This window comes from Aeromonas sp. A04 (genome assembly GCF_047780465.1).
Taxonomy (GTDB): Bacteria; Pseudomonadota; Gammaproteobacteria; order Enterobacterales; family Aeromonadaceae; genus Aeromonas; species Aeromonas bestiarum.
This window is the reverse complement of record NZ_JBLNHP010000018.1, coordinates 1-18251: the sequence shown is the minus strand read 5'-3', so window position 1 is coordinate 18251 and position 18251 is coordinate 1. Positions and strand designations below refer to the sequence as shown.

Sequence of the window (18251 nt, the reverse complement as noted above, 5' to 3'; positions counted from 1 at the left end):
GGTTGTTACCCTGATTGCGCCGATCGCAATGGACGACGGCCTGCGTTTCGCCATCCGTGAAGGTGGCCGTACCGTAGGTGCCGGTGTTGTAGCCAGCGTAATCGCTTAATCTTTGGCTTACATAAATAAAGCAAAGCCCCTATAATAGGGGCTTTCTTATGTAGGGGCGTAGTTCGAATTGGTAGAACAGCGGTCTCCAAAACCGATGGTTGCGGGTTCGAGTCCTGCCGCCCCTGCCATATACCTCGTCTCGTACGGGGCTTTTGTGTCTTTGGTTACGTCAGATACAGGTGGGTTGTATGAGTGTTAGTTCTGAGAGCCAGGGCGGAAGCAAGGATACCCTGCTTTGGGGCCTGGTTTTCATCATCCTGGCGGCCGCTGTAGTAGGTAATTATCTGCTCAACGATGTTGTCGCTGCCGTCCGCGCCCTGGGTGTGGTCGTCGTCATTGCTGCTGCTGGTGCGGTAGCCCTGCAAACCACCAAGGGAAAGGCGACACTGGCATTTGCCCGTGAGTCTCGCCTGGAAGTCCGCAAGGTCGTATGGCCGACCCGTCAGGAAGCCATTCAGACAACCCTGATTGTGCTGGCGGTGACCGCCGTGATGGGGCTATTGCTGTTCATTCTGGACGGTGCCTTGGTCTGGTTGGTCAACTTGATTACCGGAGTGTAAGGATAAGCCATGACTGAACAACGTGAACAACGTATGAGATGGTATGTCGTGCAGGCATTCTCTGGCTACGAAGGCCGGGTCGCCAAGTCTTTGCGCGAACATATCAAGATGCATGGCATGGAAGACATGTTCGGTGAAGTGCTGGTCCCGACCGAAGAAGTGGTCGAGATGCGTGCTGGCCAGAAGCGCAAGAGTGAGCGCAAGTTTTTCCCGGGCTACGTCCTGGTTCAGATGCTCATGGATGAAACCACATGGCACCTGGTGCGTAACGTACCGCGTGTGATGGGCTTCATCGGGGGCACCTCTGATCGTCCTGCTCCTATCTCTGATAAGGAAGCGGATGCCATCCTGAATCGTCTGCAAGATGCCCACGACAAGCCGCGTCCGAAAACCCTGTTTGAACCGGGTGAAATGGTGCGGGTTGCCGACGGTCCGTTCGCTGACTTCAACGGTACCGTTGAAGAGGTGGACTACGAGAAGAGCCGCGTGAAGGTCTCTGTTTTGATCTTCGGTCGCTCAACGCCGGTAGAACTGGATTTTGGTCAGGTCGAAAAGGGCTGATTAAACTCTGTACGTTAACGGTTGTCAGGGGCAGCGAATGTCACTATAATTCGCTGCCCCTTTATTAGTTGGGGAGCCGTTTGCAGGAGCATGTCTCCGAGGCGCTAGAACCCATTTCTGAGGTATTTTTCTAATGGCTAAGAAAGTCACAGCTTATATCAAGCTGCAAGTTAAGGCTGGCAGTGCTAACCCCAGCCCTCCCGTTGGTCCTGCTCTGGGTCAGCACGGTGTAAACATCATGGAATTCTGTAAGGCGTTCAACGCTCGTACAGAGAAGCTGGAAAAAGGCTCACCGACTCCGGTCGTGATCACCGTTTACAGCGACCGTTCCTTCACCTTCGAAACTAAGACTCCGCCTGCTGCCTTCCTGCTGAAGAAAGCTGCCGGGATCCAGTCTGGTTCGGCCAAGCCGAACAAAGACAAGGTTGGTAAGGTGACTGTTGCCCAGCTGCAAGAAATCGCCAAGACCAAAGAGCCGGATATGACCGGTGCCGATCTGGATGCAAAAGTACGTTGCATCGCAGGCTCCGCTCGTTCCATGGGCCTGGTAGTGGAGGATTAAGACAATGGCAAAACTTTCCAAGCGTATGCGCGTTATTCGCGAAAAAGTTGACGGTACCAAAGAGTACTCCATCAACGAAGCCATTGCCCTGCTGAAAGAACTGGCTACCGCCAAGTTCGTTGAAAGCGTTGACGTTGCTGTCAACCTGGGTATCGATGCTCGTAAATCTGACCAAAACGTTCGTGGTGCTACTGTACTGCCGCACGGTACCGGTCGTGATGTACGTGTTGCCGTATTCACCCAGGGTGCCAACGCCGAAGCTGCCAAAGCTGCCGGTGCTGAACTGGTTGGTATGGATGACCTGGCCGATCTGGTCAAGAAAGGCGAGATGAACTTCGACGTCGTGATCGCATCCCCGGATGCCATGCGTGTTGTTGGTCAACTGGGTCAAATCCTGGGCCCGCGTGGCCTGATGCCTAACCCGAAAGTCGGTACTGTAACCCCGAACGTTGCTGAAGCTGTGAAGAATGCCAAAGCCGGTCAGGTTCGTTACCGTAATGACAAGAATGGTATCATCCATACCACTCTGGGTAAGGTTTCTTTCGACGAAGTTCAGCTGAAAGAAAACTTGGAATCACTGCTGATTGCCCTGAAAAAGGCTAAGCCGTCTTCCGCCAAAGGTATCTTCATCAAGAAAGTCAGCATCTCCACCACCATGGGTGCAGGTGTTGCCGTAGACCAAGCTTCTCTGGAAGCTCAGGGCTAATTGATGAGTTTTACAAGGCGCAAAATTTAATCTATAATTTTGCGCCTTGATTGGTTGGGGGCTTCGACCTCCGTCCAAGACCGCAGGAGGCTGCAAAGCCTTAATCCTTCCTGCGTAGACGGTGCCGGAAACCCAGCGAGAAAGATTCTTTCTCTTCTGGAATCCTGCTACCGCATCGTTCCCCTCTGTTGTGAAGGTAGGGGGGATGTGTCAGTACTGAGTCATGAGACTCAGATTCAATCCAGGAGTTAAGCCAATGGCATTGGGACTCGAAGACAAAAAGGCAATTGTTGCTGAAGTCAACGAAGCTGCCAAAGGCGCCCTGTCCGCAGTTGTAGCCGATTCTCGCGGCGTGACTGTAGACAAGATGACCGTCCTGCGTAAAACCGCTCGTGAAGCCGGTGTGTACATGCGCGTTGTGCGTAACACCCTGCTGCGTCGTGCGGTTGAAGGTACCGAATTCGCGTGCCTGAACGACGTATTGACTGGTCCTACCTTGATTGCTTTCTCCAACGAACACCCGGGCGCTGCCGCTCGTCTGTTCAAAGAGTTTGCCAAAGCGAACCAAAAGTTCGAAATCAAGGCCGGCGCTTTTAACGGTGAGTTTATCGCCGCAGCACAAATTGATCGTCTGGCCACGCTGCCGACCTACGACGAAGCAATTGCGAAGTTGATGGCGACTATGAAAGAAGCCTCTGCTGGCAAGCTGGTTCGTACCATCGCTGCTGTGCGTGATCAGAAACAAGCTGCTGCTTGATTCTCGCCTATTTAGGCTGTTTGAGTTTATTCAACATCAGGAATTTTTGTCATGTCTATCACTAAAGACCAAATCATCGAAGCCGTTGCTTCCATGTCCGTAATGGAAGTTGTTGAGCTGATCGAAGCTATGGAAGAGAAGTTCGGCGTTTCTGCCGCTGTTGCTGTTGCTGCCGGTCCGGCTGCTGAAGCAGTAGAAGAGAAAACCGAGTTCGACGTAGTTCTGACTGCTGCTGGCGCCAACAAAGTTGCCGTCATCAAGGCCGTTCGTGCCGCTACCGGTCTGGGCCTGAAAGAAGCCAAGGACCTGGTAGAAGCCGCTCCTGCCAACCTGAAAGAAGCCGTCTCCAAAGACGAAGCTGAAACTCTGAAGAAGCAGCTTGAAGAAGCTGGTGCTTCTGTTGAGATCAAATAATCTGCATTTATGTAGATTAGCCTGATAAAACAGGCTAGGGCTGGTGAATATTTGTTCACCAGCCTTTTTGCGCTGTAGACTGAGAGCATTTCACACCGTTTACGACTCTCGGTGCACCAGCAATCCGGACCGTTTCATCGTCCGGGCCAACACAAAACGGTGTTGAGACAGAGCTGTCCCGCGGGACAGAGTGGGTCACTTATCAGCGAGCTGAGGAACCCTATGGTTTACTCTTATACCGAAAAAAAACGCATTCGTAAGGACTTCGGTAAGCGAGACCAGGTACTGGACACGCCTTATCTGTTGTCCATTCAGCTGGACTCCTTCAAGCAGTTCATCGAGGCTGACCCGGAAGGTGAATACGGCCTAGAGGCCGCTTTCCGTAGCGTTTTCCCGATCACCAGTTACTCCGGTAGTGCTGAGCTTCAGTATGTCAGCTATCGCCTGGGTGAGCCGGTATTTGACGTAAAAGAATGCCAGATCCGTGGAGTGACCTACTCCGCGCCGCTGCGTGTCAAGCTTCGTATGGTTCTATACGATCGTGAAGCAGCTGCCGGCACCGTCAAAGACATCAAGGAACAAGAAGTATACATGGGCGAAATTCCGCTCATGACCGAGAACGGCACCTTTGTTATCAATGGTACCGAGCGGGTAATCGTCTCCCAGCTGCACCGTAGCCCGGGCGTCTTCTTTGACCACGATAAAGGCAAAACCCATTCATCCGGTAAGGTGCTGTATAACGCCCGCGTTATCCCCTACCGTGGCTCCTGGCTGGACTTCGAGTTCGATGCGAAAGACAACCTGTTTGTCCGTATCGACCGTCGTCGTAAATTGCCGGCTTCCATTATTCTGCGCGCCCTGGACTTCAGTTCCGAAGAAATCCTGGCCAACTTCTTCGAGACCATAGGTTTCGAAGTGAAAGATGGCAAGTTGATGATGGATCTGGTGCCCGAGCGCCTGCGTGGTGAAACTGCGACCTTTGACATCGTGGCCAATGGCGCCGTGGTGGTTGAGACCGGTCGTCGTGTGACTGCGCGTCACATCCGTCAGTTGGAAAAGGATGCCGTTACCCAGATTGAGGTACCGGTTGAGTATGTTGTTGGCAAAGTTGCTGCCAAGAACTACGCACATCCGCAAACTGGCGAAATGGTAGTGACTGCCAACCAGGCATTGAGCCTGGAAGCGGTTGCCAACCTCTCCCAAGCCGGCTTCAAGCACTTCGAGGTTCTGTTCACCAACGAACTGGATCACGGTGCCTACATGTCCGAGACCCTGCGTATCGACTCCAGCTCCAGCCGTTTGGAAGCGCTGGTCGAAATCTATCGCATGATGCGTCCGGGCGAGCCGCCTACCCGTGAAGCTGCAGAACAGTTGTTCGAGAACCTGTTCTTCTCTTCCGAGCGTTACGACCTGTCTACCGTAGGTCGGATGAAGTTCAACCGTCGTCTGTCCCGTGAAGACGAGACAGGCGCTGGCACTCTGACCAAAGACGACATAGTCGAAGTCATGAAGCGCCTGATCGACATCCGTAACGGCAATGACGAAGTGGACGATATCGACCACTTGGGTAACCGTCGTATCCGTTCTGTCGGTGAAATGGCTGAAAACCAGTTCCGTGTCGGTTTGGTGCGTGTCGAGCGTGCGGTCAAGGAGCGTCTCTCCCTGGGCGACCTGGACACCCTGATGCCGCAGGATCTGATCAACGCCAAGCCGATCTCCGCCGCAGTCAAAGAGTTCTTTGGTTCCAGCCAGCTGTCTCAGTTCATGGACCAAAACAACCCGCTGTCCGAAGTCACCCACAAGCGCCGTATCTCTGCGCTGGGCCCGGGCGGTTTGACCCGTGAGCGTGCCGGTTTTGAAGTCCGAGATGTGCACCCGACTCACTACGGTCGTCTGTGCCCTATCGAGACTCCTGAAGGTCCGAACATCGGTCTGATCAACTCTCTGTCCGTGTACTCTCGTACCAACGAGTACGGTTTCCTCGAGACCCCGTACCGTAAAGTCATTGACGGTGTGATCACCGACGAGGTGGACTACCTGTCCGCCATCGAAGAAGGCAAGTACGTGATCGCACAGGCTAACGCCGCGACCACCGAAGATGGCCGTCTGAAAGATGAATTGATCCCGTGCCGCCACAAAGGTGAATCCACCTTTATGAACGCCGACCAGATCCAGTATATGGACGTGAGCCCGCAGCAGATCGTATCTGTGGCAGCCGCTCTGATCCCGTTCCTGGAACACGATGATGCTAACCGAGCCCTGATGGGTTCGAACATGCAACGTCAAGCCGTACCGACTCTGCGTGCTGACAAGCCGCTGGTAGGTACCGGTATGGAACGCGCCGTGGCCGTTGACTCCGGTGTAACCGTAGTGGCCAAGCGTGGCGGCATGATCGACTACGTCGATGCCTCCCGTATCGTTATCAAGGTCAACGAAGATGAACTGCTGCCTGGCGAAGCCGGCATCGACATCTACAGCCTGACCAAGTACACCCGTTCCAACCAGAACACCTGTATCAACCAGCGTCCTTGCGTGATGTTGGGTGAGCCGGTCATGGCGGGTGACGTGGTTGCTGACGGTCCGTCCACCGATCTGGGCGAACTGGCGCTGGGCCAAAACCTGCGCGTCGCGTTCATGCCGTGGAACGGTTACAACTTCGAAGACTCGATCTTGGTAAACGAGCGCGTGGTTCAGGAAGATCGTCTGACCACCATCCATATCCAGGAACTGGCCTGTATCTCCCGTGACACCAAGCTGGGTCCGGAAGAGATCACTGCCGACATCCCGAACGTGGGTGAAGCCGCTCTGTCCAAGCTGGACGAGTCCGGTATCGTCTACGTGGGTGCCGAAGTGAAAGGCGGCGACATCCTGGTCGGCAAGGTAACACCGAAAGGTGAAACCCAGCTGACGCCGGAAGAGAAGCTGCTGCGCGCCATCTTCGGTGAGAAGGCCTCCGATGTGAAGGACTCCTCCCTGCGTGTGCCGAACGGTGTGTACGGTACCGTGGTTGACGTGCAAGTCTTTACCCGCGATGGCGTGGAAAAAGACAAGCGTGCCAAAGAAATCGAAGAGATGCAGCTGAAGGAAGCGAAGAAGGACTTGACCGAAGAGTTCAAGATCCTGGAAGACGGCATTTTCGGCCGCTCCCGCAACCTGCTGCTGGCCGCCGGTTACAGCGAAGATCGTCTGAACAAGCTGGATCGTACCAAGTGGTTTGAATTGGCCATCGAAGATGAAGCCAAGCAGATCGAGCTGGAACAGATCGCCGAACAGCACATCGAGCTGAAAGCCGACTTCGACAAGAAGTTCGAGAACAAGCGTCGCAAGATTATCCAGGGTGATGATCTGGCGCCGGGCGTACTGAAAATCGTCAAGGTTTACCTGGCAGTCAAGCGTCGCATCCAACCGGGTGACAAGATGGCGGGCCGTCACGGTAACAAGGGTGTTATCTCCAAGATCTGCCCGGTCGAGGATATGCCTCATGACGAGTACGGCCGTCCGGTCGATATCGTACTGAACCCCTTGGGCGTACCGTCCCGTATGAACATCGGTCAGATCCTCGAAGTGCACTTGGGCCTCGCGGCCAAGGGCATCGGCGAGAAGATCGACCGCATGATCAAGGAACAGCGCGCGCTGCACGAGATGCGTGACTTCCTGCAACAGGTCTATGACCTGGGCGAGAAAGACACCAAGCAAGTGGACATCGCCGAGCTGTCTGACGACGACGTACGTACCCTGGTGGGTAACCTGCGCAAGGGTCTGCCGGTCGCTACACCTGTCTTTGATGGTGCCAAAGAGCACGAAATCAAGGCCTTGCTGAAGCTGGCCGATCTGCCGGAATCCGGTCAGATCTCCCTGTTCGACGGTCGTACCGGCAACGCTTTCGAGCGTAAGGTCACCGTGGGTTACATGTACATGCTGAAGCTGAACCACCTGGTAGACGACAAGATGCATGCGCGTTCTACCGGTTCTTACAGCCTGGTTACCCAGCAGCCGCTGGGTGGTAAGGCGCAGTTCGGTGGTCAGCGTTTCGGTGAGATGGAAGTGTGGGCCCTGGAGGCTTACGGTGCGGCATATACCCTGCAGGAAATGCTGACCGTCAAGTCTGACGATGTGAATGGCCGTACCAAGATGTACAAAAACATCGTGGATGGCGACCACCGTATGGAGCCGGGCATGCCCGAATCCTTCAACGTACTGTTGAAGGAAATCCGCTCTCTGGGTATTAACATCGAGCTGGACGAAGAGTAAGAGCTCGCTCTTATTGTTCGAGAATTGACGTGGGCGCCCTGCTGCTTTGGCAGTAGGGCGCCGAGGTTAGACTCCTGACAGGGGAAACACGTGAAAGACTTACTCAAGTTTTTGAAGGCTCAGACCAAGACCGAAGAGTTTGACAGTATCAAGATCGGTCTGGCCTCTCCTGACATGATCCGCTCCTGGTCATTCGGTGAGGTCAAAAAGCCTGAGACCATCAACTACCGGACTTTCAAGCCGGAACGTGATGGTCTGTTCTGCGCCCGTATCTTCGGACCGGTGAAGGACTACGAGTGTCTGTGCGGCAAGTACAAGCGCCTGAAACACCGTGGTGTGATCTGTGAGAAGTGCGGCGTAGAAGTGACCCAGACCAAGGTCCGTCGCGAGCGTATGGGCCACATCGAGCTGGCCAGCCCGACTGCCCACATCTGGTTCCTGAAGTCCCTGCCGTCCCGTATCGGTCTGCTGCTGGACATGACCCTGCGTGACATCGAGCGCGTGCTGTATTTCGAATCCTATGTAGTGATCGAGCCCGGCATGACCAACCTCGAGCGCAGCCAGATGCTGTCCGAAGAGAACTATCTGGACGCACTGGAAGAGTGGGGCGACGAATTCGACGCCAAGATGGGTGCCGAAGCAATCCTTGCATTGCTGCGAGCCATCGATCTGGAAGGCGAAGTCAAGACCATGCGTGAGGAGCTGGATCAGACCAACTCCGAAACCAAGCGCAAGAAGACCACCAAGCGCCTGAAGCTGATGGAAGCCTTCCTGCAGTCCGGCAACAAGCCGGAGTGGATGATCATGACAGTGCTGCCTGTGCTGCCGCCGGACCTGCGTCCGCTGGTACCGCTGGACGGCGGCCGTTTCGCGACTTCCGATCTGAACGATCTGTACCGTCGCGTGATCAACCGTAACAACCGTTTGAAGCGCCTGCTGGACCTGGCCGCCCCGGACATAATTGTGCGCAACGAAAAGCGCATGCTGCAAGAGTCCGTGGATGCCCTGCTGGACAACGGCCGTCGTGGCCGTGCCATCACAGGTTCCAACAAGCGTCCGCTGAAATCCTTGGCCGATATGATCAAGGGTAAGCAAGGTCGTTTCCGTCAGAACCTGCTGGGTAAGCGCGTCGACTACTCTGGTCGTTCCGTTATCACCGTAGGTCCGACGCTGCGTCTGCATCAGTGCGGTCTGCCGAAGAAGATGGCGCTGGAACTGTTCAAGCCGTTCATCTATGGCAAGCTGGAATCCCGCGGTCTGGCGACCACTATCAAGGCCGCCAAGAAGATGGTGGAGCGCGAAGAAGCTGTCGTTTGGGACATCCTGGACGAAGTGATCCGCGAACACCCGGTCCTGCTGAACCGTGCACCGACCCTGCACCGTCTGGGTATCCAGGCGTTTGAACCGACCCTGATCGAAGGCAAGGCTATCCAGCTGCACCCGCTCGTTTGTGCCGCCTATAACGCGGACTTCGATGGTGACCAGATGGCGGTCCACGTACCGCTGACCCTGGAAGCCCAGCTGGAAGCGCGCGCCCTGATGATGTCTACCAACAACATCCTGTCGCCAGCCTCCGGTGAGCCGATCATAGTTCCTTCCCAGGACGTGGTCTTGGGTCTGTACTACATGACCCGTGCCCGTATCAACGCCAAGGGCGAAGGTATGGTGCTGGCCGGCCCGAAAGAAGCCGAGAAGGTATATCGCGCCGGTCTGGCCGATCTGCATGCTCGCGTCAAAGTGCGTATCACCGAATATCTCCGTCAGGAAGATGATTCGCTGGTAGAGCGTACCGAGATGAAGAACACCACAGTTGGTCGTGCGATCCTGAGCCTGATCCTGCCGAAAGGCATGGAATACGCCCTGATCGACGAGCCCAAGGTGCTGACTGCTGCAGAGCAGGCTGATCTGGATGCCAATCCGCAGAACTGGATCAAGTCCGTATCCAACAAGGCGCTGGGCAAAAAGCTCATCTCCCGTCTGCTGAACACCTGCTATCGCAAGCAGGGCCTGAAGGACACCGTCATCTTCGCTGACCAGCTGATGTATACCGGTTTCCATTATGCGGCCCTGTCCGGTGCTTCCGTTGGTATCGATGACATGGTCATCCCGGATGCCAAGAAAGACATCATCGCCGCAGCCGAAGCCGAAGTTGCCGAGATCCAGGACCAGTTCCTGTCCGGTCTGGTGACCGCGGGCGAACGCTACAACAAGGTTATCGATATCTGGGCCAGCGCCAACGAGCGCGTCTCCAAGGCCATGATGGAGAACTTGTCCAAAGAGCGTGATGTCAACTCGCTGGGTGAAGAAGAAGAGCAGGCGTCGTTCAACAGCATCTTCATGATGGCCGACTCTGGTGCGCGGGGTTCCGCAGCCCAGATCCGTCAGCTGGCCGGTATGCGTGGCCTGATGGCCAAGCCGGATGGCTCCATCATCGAGACCCCGATCGTCGCGAACTTCCGCGAAGGTCTGAACGTACTGCAGTACTTCATCTCCACTCACGGTGCCCGTAAGGGTCTGGCGGATACCGCACTGAAGACGGCTAACTCCGGTTACCTGACTCGTCGTCTGGTTGACGTGGCACAGGACATGGTGATCACCGAGGACGATTGCGGCACTATCGAAGGTCTGTGGATGACTCCGCTGATCGAAGGTGGTGACGTGGTCGAGCCGTTGCGTGAGCGCGTGCTGGGCCGTGTGGTTGCCGATGACGTGATCAAGCCGGGTACCGAGGACGAGATCCTGGTAGCGCGCAACACCCTGCTCGACGAGCAGCTGTGTGACCTGCTGGAACAAAACTCCGTTGACCGCGTGAAGGTGCGTTCTGCCATCACCTGTGAAACTGACTTCGGTAACTGTGCTCACTGCTACGGCCGTGATCTGGCCCGTGGTCACCTGGTGAACAAGGGTGAGGCTGTCGGTGTTATCGCCGCCCAGTCCATCGGTGAACCGGGTACCCAGCTGACGATGCGTACGTTCCACATCGGTGGTGCCGCATCCCGAGCCGCTGCCGAGAACAGCATCCAGGTGAAGAATACCGGTACCATCAAGCTGCAGAACGCCAAGTTCGTTCACAACAGCGATGACAAACTGGTTATCACCTCCCGTTCTACCGAACTGACCATCATGGATGACATGGGCCGTACCAAGGAAAGCCACAAGCTGCCTTACGGTGCCGTGTTGGAAGTGAAGGATACTCAGGCCGTGAGCGCCGGTGATACTGTCGCCAACTGGGATCCGCACACCCACCCGATCATCACAGAAGTGGCGGGTCGCCTCCAGTTCGAACACATGATCGATGGCGTGACCATCACTCGTCAGACCGACGAGCTGACCGGTCTCTCTTCTATCGTCGTACTGGATGTCAACGAGCGTCCGAGTGCCGGTAAAGAGATGCGTCCGACCGTTAAACTGGTCGACCTGAACGGCAAAGATGTCATGATCCCGGGTACCGATGTTGCCGCCCAGTACTTCCTGCCGGGCAAGGCAATCGTGAACCTGGAAGATGGTGCCAACGTGGGTGTGGGTGACGCGGTAGCGCGTATCCCGCAAGAATCCAGTGGTACCAAGGACATCACCGGTGGTCTGCCGCGCGTTGCGGATCTGTTCGAAGCACGTCAACCGAAGGAACCTGCCATCCTGGCCGAGATCTCCGGTACCATCTCCTTCGGGAAAGAGACCAAGGGCAAACGCCGTCTGGTCATCACCCCGACCGATGGTGGCGACGTCTACGAGGAGATGATTCCGAAGTGGCGTAACCTGAACGTGTTCGAAGGTGAAAAAGTTGAGAAGGGTGAAGTGCTGGCGGACGGTCCTGAGTCTGCTCATGACATCCTGCGTCTGCGCGGTATCAGCCCGGTCGCCAACTACATCGCCAACGAAGTGCAGGACGTTTACCGTCTGCAAGGCGTTAAGATCAACGACAAGCACATCGAAGTCATCGTTCGTCAGATGCTGCGCAAGTGCGAGATCCTGAGCGCTGGTGACACTGACCTGATCGAAGGCGAGCAGGTTGAAGTGGCCCGTGTGAAGATTGCCAACCGTAAGCTGGTTGCAGAGGGCAAGGCCCCGGCTACCTTCCGTCATATTCTGATGGGTATTACCAAGGCATCTCTGAGCACAGAGTCCTTCATCTCCGCGGCTTCCTTCCAGGAAACCACCCGTGTTCTGACCGAAGCGGCCGTTGGCGGCAAGCGTGATGAACTGCGTGGCCTGAAAGAGAACGTAATCGTGGGTCGTCTGATCCCGGCTGGTACCGGCTTTGCCTACCACCATAGCCGGATCAACCAGCGTGCCGCCGCAGCTCGTGCTGTCGGTGTACCGCAGGTGACTGCCGATGAAGCTCAGCAAAACCTGGCGGATCTGCTCAACGCATCCGGCAGTTTTGACGAAGAGTAATCTTCTGCTGCAGTGATTGAAAAAGGGCTCCTTCAAGGGGCCCTTTTTGTTGGTCGTTTTCTCGTCAACCCCAGTCGCCACGCGGATATTCGGATGATCCAGAGCAAGGTTGGGGAGTAAAAAATCAAAAAAAGTTGACATTGCCCCCTCGCAATTGAAAACTCGGGAAAGTTGAATGGTTATTACAGGGGTAGAACATGACTGTCGGTATCGAGGAAGTACTGCTTCCCGAAGAGCAGCTGAGCGGTCGCACTTTTACAGACGAAGACAGGGAATTGTTGCGCTCCTATGGAGGGCTTATCGAAGGCTTGGCCGAACTGTTCGGCAAGCACTGTGAAGTGGTTCTTCACTCCCTGGAAAATCTGCACGAGTCCGTGATCAAGATTGCCAACGGGTTCAATACGGGACGGAATGAGGGGGCACCCATTACCGATCTCGCGCTGCGTATGCTCAAGGACATAGAGAATACCGGCCAGGATTACACCCAGAGTTATTTTGCCCGCAGCCGTACCGGCGCCCTGATGAAGTCGAGTACCATCGCCATCAGGAACAGTGACAAGCAGGTGATAGGTCTTATCTGTATCAACCTGCACATCAATGCGCCTTTTCACGAGTTTGTCGCCGAATTCTTCCCGACGCCCCAGCAAGTGGAGCGCCAGTCGCCGGAGACCTTTGCCAACAGCGTCGAAGAGTTGGTCGCCCAGACGGTGGACAACACCATCGACGAGATCAACCGCGATCCGACCGTTGCCAACAATGCTAAAAACAGGTTTATCGTGACCCAGTTGTTCGAGAAGGGCATATTTGATATCAAGGACTCGATCAACCTGGTCGCCGACAAATTGAATATTTCCAAACATACCGTTTATCTGTACATCCGACAGCGCAAGCAGGGTGAAGACGAGAACGAGTAAGCGCCATAGAAGGGGATAGATAAGAATGGCTAAAGAAGTGATTGCAACCGACAAGGCGCCTGCCGCAATTGGTCCGTATGTTCAGGCTACCAAGCTGGGCGAATTGGTCTTCACCTCCGGGCAGATCCCGCTCGATCCGGCCACCATGGAGATAGTGGCTGGCGGCATCGAAGCGCAGGCCGAGCAGGTGATGAAGAACCTGGTTGCAGTATTGAAGGAAGCCGGTGCCGATACCGGCAAGGTGCTGAAGACCACCTGTTTCCTCAGCGACATGAACAACTTCGTTGCCTTTAACCAGGTATATGCCCGTTACTTTGGCGACTCGGCCCCGGCCCGTTCCTGTGTGGAAGTGGCGCGTCTGCCCAAGGATGTGCTGGTTGAAGTCGAAGCCATTGCTTACGTCTGATCCTCGGCAGAATGAAGAGCCCCTCCCAGGAGGGGCTTTTTTGTCTTTGGCGTAGAATGGACAGACACCCGTACAGGAGTCCGGATATGAGTCTGAATTTTGCCTTGCTGGTAACGGGGCCCGCCTATGGTACCCAGTCGGCCAGCACTGCCTACCGCTTCGCCTTGAGCCTCATCGAGCAGGGCCATCGGTTGTCACATCTGTTTTTCTATCAGGACGGGGTCTGCAATGGTAACGGCTTGCATGCCCCGGCATCTGATGAGACCGACCTGGTGGCCCTGTGGCGCGAGCTGGCCATAGGGCAGGGGATCCGTATCGATGTGTGCGTCGCAGCCGCCATGCGGCGCGGTGTGCTCGATGAGACAGAGGCGAAGGGAGCAGGCAAGGATCAATTCAACCTGCAGGCCCCCTTCTGCCTGAGCGGGCTGGGTCAGCTGGCCGAAGCCAGCCTGACCGCCGATCGCTTTGTCCAGTTCTAGGGAGGGAGAGATGAACAAGATAGCCTTTATGTGTCGTCGCGGCCCTCATGGCACGTCCGCCGGACGGGAAGGACTGGATGCCTTGCTGGCGACCTCGGCGCTGACCGAGTCGCTGGCCCTGTTCCTCATCGGTGACGGTGTCTTGCAACTGGTCAGGGAGCAGCAGCCTCAGGCCATCTTGCAGCGCCACTATGCACCGACCTTCAAGCTGCTGGAGTTGTACGACATCGAGGAGGTCTATGTGTGTGCCGATTCGCTGGCCGAACGCGGTCTGACGGTGGATGATCTGCTGATCCCCGTCGAGTGCCTCTCCCGTGCCGACATCCGCCGCCAGTGGGGCCACTGCGCGACTCACATCTGCTTCTGAGGTGATCATGATACAGCTGATATTGACCTCTCCCTTCCTGAGCCGGGATCTGGAACAGGCGCTCTGCTATCGCCAGCCGGATGATCTGCTGGTGCTGATGCAGGATGCCGTCATCGCGGCCACGGTTCCTCAATGGGGTGAGCGACTGGCAGCTATTCCGCTCTATGTGATGCGAGAAGACTTGCAGGCGAGGGGATTGCAGCACAGGATCGGGATGGATCTGGATATGGCCGGTCTGGTCGCATTGATCGCGGAAAACGGGTCACCGCAGACCTGGGGTGGCTAGCGTCCATTTTTATCGATGAAGTTCAGTTAGTTATGACTATTGACAGGGGATCCATTGTGCCCTTTTGCGGCACGGATTGTATAAATCTTGACTCCCTTGACAACAGGGCATAAAATTTCGCGTCCCCGTATCTGCGGGGAGGATTTTTCACATGTTTATGAAGTCATTATCAGGAGCCTTTTGATGGCAACTATTAACCAGTTGGTTCGCAAGCCACGCATCAAGCTCGTTGTGAAAAGCAACGTGCCTGCGCTGGAAGCGTGCCCTCAGAAGCGTGGCGTGTGCACCCGTGTATACACCACCACCCCGAAGAAGCCTAACTCTGCACTGCGTAAAGTATGCCGTGTACGTCTGACCAACGGCTTCGAAGTCACCTCCTATATCGGTGGTGAAGGTCACAACCTGCAGGAACACTCCGTTGTTCTGATCCGTGGCGGTCGTGTCAAGGATTTGCCAGGTGTTCGTTACCACACCGTTCGTGGTGCGTTGGACTGTGCCGGTGTTAAAGACCGTAAGCAGGCTCGCTCCAAGTATGGCGTGAAGCGTCCGAAAGCTTAATGGTTCTCCGTTAAGTAAGGCCAAACGTTAATTCGTTTCTAGTTAGATAACTTTCTAGTTTTGGGTAACCCCTGAAGTTACGGAGAATTTGAAATGCCAAGACGTCGTGTTGTTGGTCAGCGTAAAATCCTGCCGGATCCCAAGTTCGGATCAGAGCTGCTGGCTAAATTTGTCAACGTAGTAATGGTTGACGGTAAGAAATCTGTTTCCGAAGCCATCGTATATGGCGCGCTGGACATCATTGCCACCAAATCTGGCAAAGATCACCTGGCCGTATTCGAAGAAGCCCTGGACAACATTCGTCCGTCCGTCGAGGTTAAATCTCGTCGTGTCGGTGGTGCAACCTATCAGGTACCGGTAGAAGTTCGTCCGGTCCGTCGCAATGCCCTGGCAATGCGCTGGTTGGTTGACGCCGCTCGTAAACGTGGTGAAAAATCAATGGCTCAGCGTTTGGCTGGCGAGCTGCTGGATGCCGCTGACAATAAGGGTTCGTCTGTCAAGAAACGTGAAGACGTTCACCGTATGGCTGAAGCGAACAAGGCCTTCGCTCACTTCCGCTGGTAATCCGCTTGCGCAGGGTCTTTTGGCTCTGCGCACCTTCAGTTATCTAGGGGTTCGCTCCTAGTAAGAGGATGACAATGGCTCGTACAACCCCCATTGAGCGTTATCGTAACATCGGTATCTCCGCTCACATCGACGCCGGTAAGACTACCACTACCGAGCGCGTTCTGTTTTATACCGGTGTAAGTCACAAGATCGGTGAAGTTCACGATGGCGCTGCCACCATGGACTGGATGGAACAGGAACAAGAGCGTGGTATCACCATCACCTCCGCCGCGACCACCGCTTTCTGGTCCGGTATGGGTAAACAGTTCCAACCGCACCGTATCAACATCATCGATACCCCCGGCCACGTTGACTTTACTATCGAAGTAGAGCGTTCAATGCGTGTTCTGGACGGCGCCGTGATGGTGTACTGTGCCGTAGGTGGCGTACAGCCACAGTCTGAGACCGTATGGCGCCAGGCTAACAAGTACAAGGTTCCCCGTATCGCGTTCGTCAACAAGATGGACCGTACCGGTGCCAACTATCTGCGCTGCGTTGAGCACATCAAGACCCGCCTGAAAGGTAACCCGGTTCCGCTGCAACTGAACATCGGTTCAGAAGAGAACTTCAAGGGCGTTATCGATCTGGTCAAGATGAAAGCCATCAACTGGAGCGAAGCAGATCAGGGCGTATCCTTCGATTACGAAGAGATCCCGGCTGAGCTGCTGGAAAAAGCGCAAGAAATGCGCATGACCCTGGTCGAAGCCGCTGCTGAAGCGTCTGAAGATCTGATGGAAAAATACCTGGGTGGTGAAGAACTGACTGAAGAAGAGATCAAGAAAGCTCTTCGTCTACGCGTTCTGAACAACGAAATCATCCTGGTTACCTGTGGCTCCGCGTTCAAGAACAAGGGCGTACAGGCCATGCTGGATGCCGTGGTTGACTATCTGCCGGCACCGACCGACGTAGCTGCCATCGACGGCCTGAAGCTGGACGGCGTCACCAAAGACGAGCGTCATGCTTCTGATGAAGAGCCGTTCGCTGCTCTGGCATTCAAGATTGCCACCGACCCGTTCGTAGGCAACCTGACCTTCTTCCGCGTGTACTCCGGCGTAGTTAACTCCGGTGACTCCGTGCTGAACTCTGTCAAAGAGAAGCGCGAGCGTTTTGGCCGTATCGTTCAGATGCACGCCAACAAGCGTGAAGAGATCAAAGAAGTTCGCGCAGGCGATATCGCTGCTGCCATCGGTCTGAAAGATGTGACCACTGGTGACACCCTGTGTGACGAAAAAGCGCCGATCATCCTCGAGCGTATGGAATTCCCGGAGCCGGTAATCTCCATCGCGGTTGAGCCGAAAACCAAGGCTGACCAAGAGAAGATGGGTCTGGCACTCGGCCGTCTGGCGCAGGAAGATCCGTCTTTCCGCGTATGGACTGACGAAGAATCTGGCCAAACCATCATCGCCGGTATGGGTGAGCTGCACTTGGACATCATCGTTGACCGTATGCGTCGCGAGTTCAAGGTTGAAGCGAACGTAGGTAAGCCGCAGGTTGCCTACCGTGAAACCATTCGTGAAACCGTCAAGGATATCGAAGGTAAGCACGCCAAGCAGTCTGGTGGTCGTGGTCAGTATGGTCACGTCATCATCGACATGTACCCGCTGGAAGCCGGCAAAGCCTATGAGTTCGTTAACGACATCAAAGGCGGCGTGATTCCTGGTGAATACATCCCGGGTGTTGACAAGGGTATCCGTGAGCAGCTGAAATCCGGCCCGCTGGCAGGTTATCCGGTAATGGATCTGGGTGTGCGTCTGCACTACGGTTCTTACCACGATGTCGACTCTTCCGAATTGGCGTTCAAGATCGCTGCCTCACTGGCCTTCAAGGCTGGTTACATGAAGGCAAGCCCGGTCCTGCTCGAGCCGATCATGAAGGTTGAAGTCGAGACTCCGGAAGATTACATGGGCGACGTTATCGGTGACCTGAACCGTCGTCGTGGCCTGATCGAAGGTATGGAAGACGGCCCGTCCGGCAAGATCGTACGTGCCCTGGTGCCGCTGGCCGAGATGTTCGGTTATGCGACTGCACTGCGTTCTGCTACCCAAGGTCGTGCTTCCTACGCTATGGAATTCGCTAAGTACTCCGACGCCCCGAACAACGTGGCCCAGGCAGTCATCGAAGAGCGCAAATCCAAGTAATTTATGATTCCCCGCCTACGACGGTAGGCGGGTTTAACCTAGAAGGACTACGTCGTGTCTAAAGAAAAATTTGAGCGTAACAAACCGCACGTAAACGTCGGTACCATCGGCCACGTTGACCACGGTAAAACCACCCTGACCGCCGCCATCACCAACGTGCTGGCCAAGCACTTCGGTGGT

General features: G+C 55.3%; 18 protein-coding genes and 1 tRNA gene. All 19 read left to right on the top strand.

From position 1 onward, the window contains the following. Positions 1-109: hypothetical protein (locus tag ACM3N8_RS22305; protein WP_416016602.1), on the top strand; the 109-nt coding region annotated here is incomplete at its 5' end. A 53-nt stretch (positions 110-162) separates the two neighbouring features. Further along, a tRNA-Trp gene (locus ACM3N8_RS22300) sits at positions 163-239 on the top strand. A gap of 60 nt (positions 240-299) precedes the next feature. Next, positions 300-671, top strand: coding sequence for a preprotein translocase subunit SecE (secE, locus tag ACM3N8_RS22295; RefSeq protein WP_011707705.1), 372 nt, complete (start codon positions 300-302; stop codon positions 669-671). Between the two features lie 33 nt (positions 672-704). Then, positions 705-1232, top strand: coding sequence for a transcription termination/antitermination protein NusG (gene nusG, locus ACM3N8_RS22290; protein ID WP_196764784.1), 528 nt, complete (start codon positions 705-707; stop codon positions 1230-1232). Between the two features lie 133 nt (positions 1233-1365). Further along, a complete protein-coding gene (gene rplK, locus ACM3N8_RS22285; protein WP_005318556.1) occupies positions 1366-1794 on the top strand; it encodes a 50S ribosomal protein L11 in 429 nt (142 codons plus the stop codon). Positions 1795-1798: 4 nt separating this feature from the next. After that, positions 1799-2500 carry a 50S ribosomal protein L1 gene (gene rplA, locus ACM3N8_RS22280; protein ID WP_042036011.1) on the top strand — a complete coding sequence of 234 codons (702 nt, stop codon included), beginning with the start codon at positions 1799-1801 and terminating at the stop codon, positions 2498-2500. A gap of 256 nt (positions 2501-2756) precedes the next feature. Beyond that, positions 2757-3257 carry a 50S ribosomal protein L10 gene (rplJ, locus tag ACM3N8_RS22275; RefSeq protein WP_005318563.1) on the top strand — a complete coding sequence of 167 codons (501 nt, stop codon included), beginning with the start codon at positions 2757-2759 and terminating at the stop codon, positions 3255-3257. 51 nt (positions 3258-3308) lie between these two features. Continuing rightward, positions 3309-3671, top strand: a complete 363-nt coding sequence (rplL, locus tag ACM3N8_RS22270) for a 50S ribosomal protein L7/L12 (RefSeq protein ID WP_042036012.1) — start codon at positions 3309-3311, stop codon at positions 3669-3671. 222 nt (positions 3672-3893) lie between these two features. After that, the gene (gene rpoB, locus ACM3N8_RS22265; protein ID WP_042867349.1) at positions 3894-7922 is read left to right on the top strand and encodes a DNA-directed RNA polymerase subunit beta; all 4029 of its coding nucleotides are present in this window, start codon (positions 3894-3896) and stop codon (positions 7920-7922) included. 90 nt (positions 7923-8012) lie between these two features. Then, on the top strand, positions 8013-12317 hold the full coding sequence (rpoC, locus tag ACM3N8_RS22260) for a DNA-directed RNA polymerase subunit beta' (protein ID WP_043142620.1): 4305 nt from the start codon (positions 8013-8015) through the stop codon (positions 12315-12317). 197 nt (positions 12318-12514) lie between these two features. Then, complete coding sequence (locus ACM3N8_RS22255; protein ID WP_043554914.1) at positions 12515-13231, top strand: transcriptional regulator; 717 nt, start codon at positions 12515-12517, stop codon at positions 13229-13231. 25 nt (positions 13232-13256) lie between these two features. Beyond that, complete coding sequence (locus ACM3N8_RS22250) at positions 13257-13637, top strand: RidA family protein (protein ID WP_042036016.1); 381 nt, start codon at positions 13257-13259, stop codon at positions 13635-13637. 86 nt (positions 13638-13723) lie between these two features. After that, the gene (gene tusD / locus ACM3N8_RS22245) at positions 13724-14116 is read left to right on the top strand and encodes a sulfurtransferase complex subunit TusD (protein WP_241281094.1); all 393 of its coding nucleotides are present in this window, start codon (positions 13724-13726) and stop codon (positions 14114-14116) included. A gap of 10 nt (positions 14117-14126) precedes the next feature. Beyond that, positions 14127-14483: a sulfurtransferase complex subunit TusC gene (tusC, locus tag ACM3N8_RS22240; RefSeq protein ID WP_098981664.1), complete on the top strand. Its 357-nt coding sequence runs from the start codon at positions 14127-14129 to the stop codon at positions 14481-14483. A 7-nt stretch (positions 14484-14490) separates the two neighbouring features. Further along, entirely contained in the window at positions 14491-14769 is a 279-nt protein-coding gene (tusB, locus tag ACM3N8_RS22235) for a sulfurtransferase complex subunit TusB (RefSeq protein ID WP_043554908.1), read from the top strand. Positions 14770-14952: 183 nt separating this feature from the next. Continuing rightward, on the top strand, positions 14953-15327 hold the full coding sequence (gene rpsL, locus ACM3N8_RS22230; RefSeq protein ID WP_005306278.1) for a 30S ribosomal protein S12: 375 nt from the start codon (positions 14953-14955) through the stop codon (positions 15325-15327). Positions 15328-15420: 93 nt separating this feature from the next. Beyond that, the gene (rpsG, locus tag ACM3N8_RS22225; RefSeq protein WP_005901834.1) at positions 15421-15891 is read left to right on the top strand and encodes a 30S ribosomal protein S7; all 471 of its coding nucleotides are present in this window, start codon (positions 15421-15423) and stop codon (positions 15889-15891) included. Positions 15892-15965: 74 nt separating this feature from the next. Beyond that, positions 15966-18071 carry an elongation factor G gene (gene fusA / locus ACM3N8_RS22220; RefSeq protein ID WP_043142611.1) on the top strand — a complete coding sequence of 702 codons (2106 nt, stop codon included), beginning with the start codon at positions 15966-15968 and terminating at the stop codon, positions 18069-18071. 54 nt (positions 18072-18125) lie between these two features. Next, positions 18126-18251 (top strand): GTP-binding protein (locus tag ACM3N8_RS22215; protein ID WP_234887766.1); only part of this gene is annotated, 126 nt, incomplete at its 3' end.

Coding starts and splice junctions, on each gene's coding strand:
- secE (WP_011707705.1), top strand. CDS start 300: ATGAGTGTTAGTTCTGAGAGCCAGGGCGGAAGCAAGGATACCCTGCTT.
- nusG (WP_196764784.1), top strand. CDS start 705: ATGAGATGGTATGTCGTGCAGGCATTCTCTGGCTACGAAGGCCGGGTC.
- rplK (WP_005318556.1), top strand. CDS start 1,366: ATGGCTAAGAAAGTCACAGCTTATATCAAGCTGCAAGTTAAGGCTGGC.
- rplA (WP_042036011.1), top strand. CDS start 1,799: ATGGCAAAACTTTCCAAGCGTATGCGCGTTATTCGCGAAAAAGTTGAC.
- rplJ (WP_005318563.1), top strand. CDS start 2,757: ATGGCATTGGGACTCGAAGACAAAAAGGCAATTGTTGCTGAAGTCAAC.
- rplL (WP_042036012.1), top strand. CDS start 3,309: ATGTCTATCACTAAAGACCAAATCATCGAAGCCGTTGCTTCCATGTCC.
- rpoB (WP_042867349.1), top strand. CDS start 3,894: ATGGTTTACTCTTATACCGAAAAAAAACGCATTCGTAAGGACTTCGGT.
- ACM3N8_RS22255 (WP_043554914.1), top strand. CDS start 12,515: ATGACTGTCGGTATCGAGGAAGTACTGCTTCCCGAAGAGCAGCTGAGC.
- ACM3N8_RS22250 (WP_042036016.1), top strand. CDS start 13,257: ATGGCTAAAGAAGTGATTGCAACCGACAAGGCGCCTGCCGCAATTGGT.
- tusD (WP_241281094.1), top strand. CDS start 13,724: ATGAGTCTGAATTTTGCCTTGCTGGTAACGGGGCCCGCCTATGGTACC.
- tusC (WP_098981664.1), top strand. CDS start 14,127: ATGAACAAGATAGCCTTTATGTGTCGTCGCGGCCCTCATGGCACGTCC.
- tusB (WP_043554908.1), top strand. CDS start 14,491: ATGATACAGCTGATATTGACCTCTCCCTTCCTGAGCCGGGATCTGGAA.
- rpsL (WP_005306278.1), top strand. CDS start 14,953: ATGGCAACTATTAACCAGTTGGTTCGCAAGCCACGCATCAAGCTCGTT.
- rpsG (WP_005901834.1), top strand. CDS start 15,421: ATGCCAAGACGTCGTGTTGTTGGTCAGCGTAAAATCCTGCCGGATCCC.
- fusA (WP_043142611.1), top strand. CDS start 15,966: ATGGCTCGTACAACCCCCATTGAGCGTTATCGTAACATCGGTATCTCC.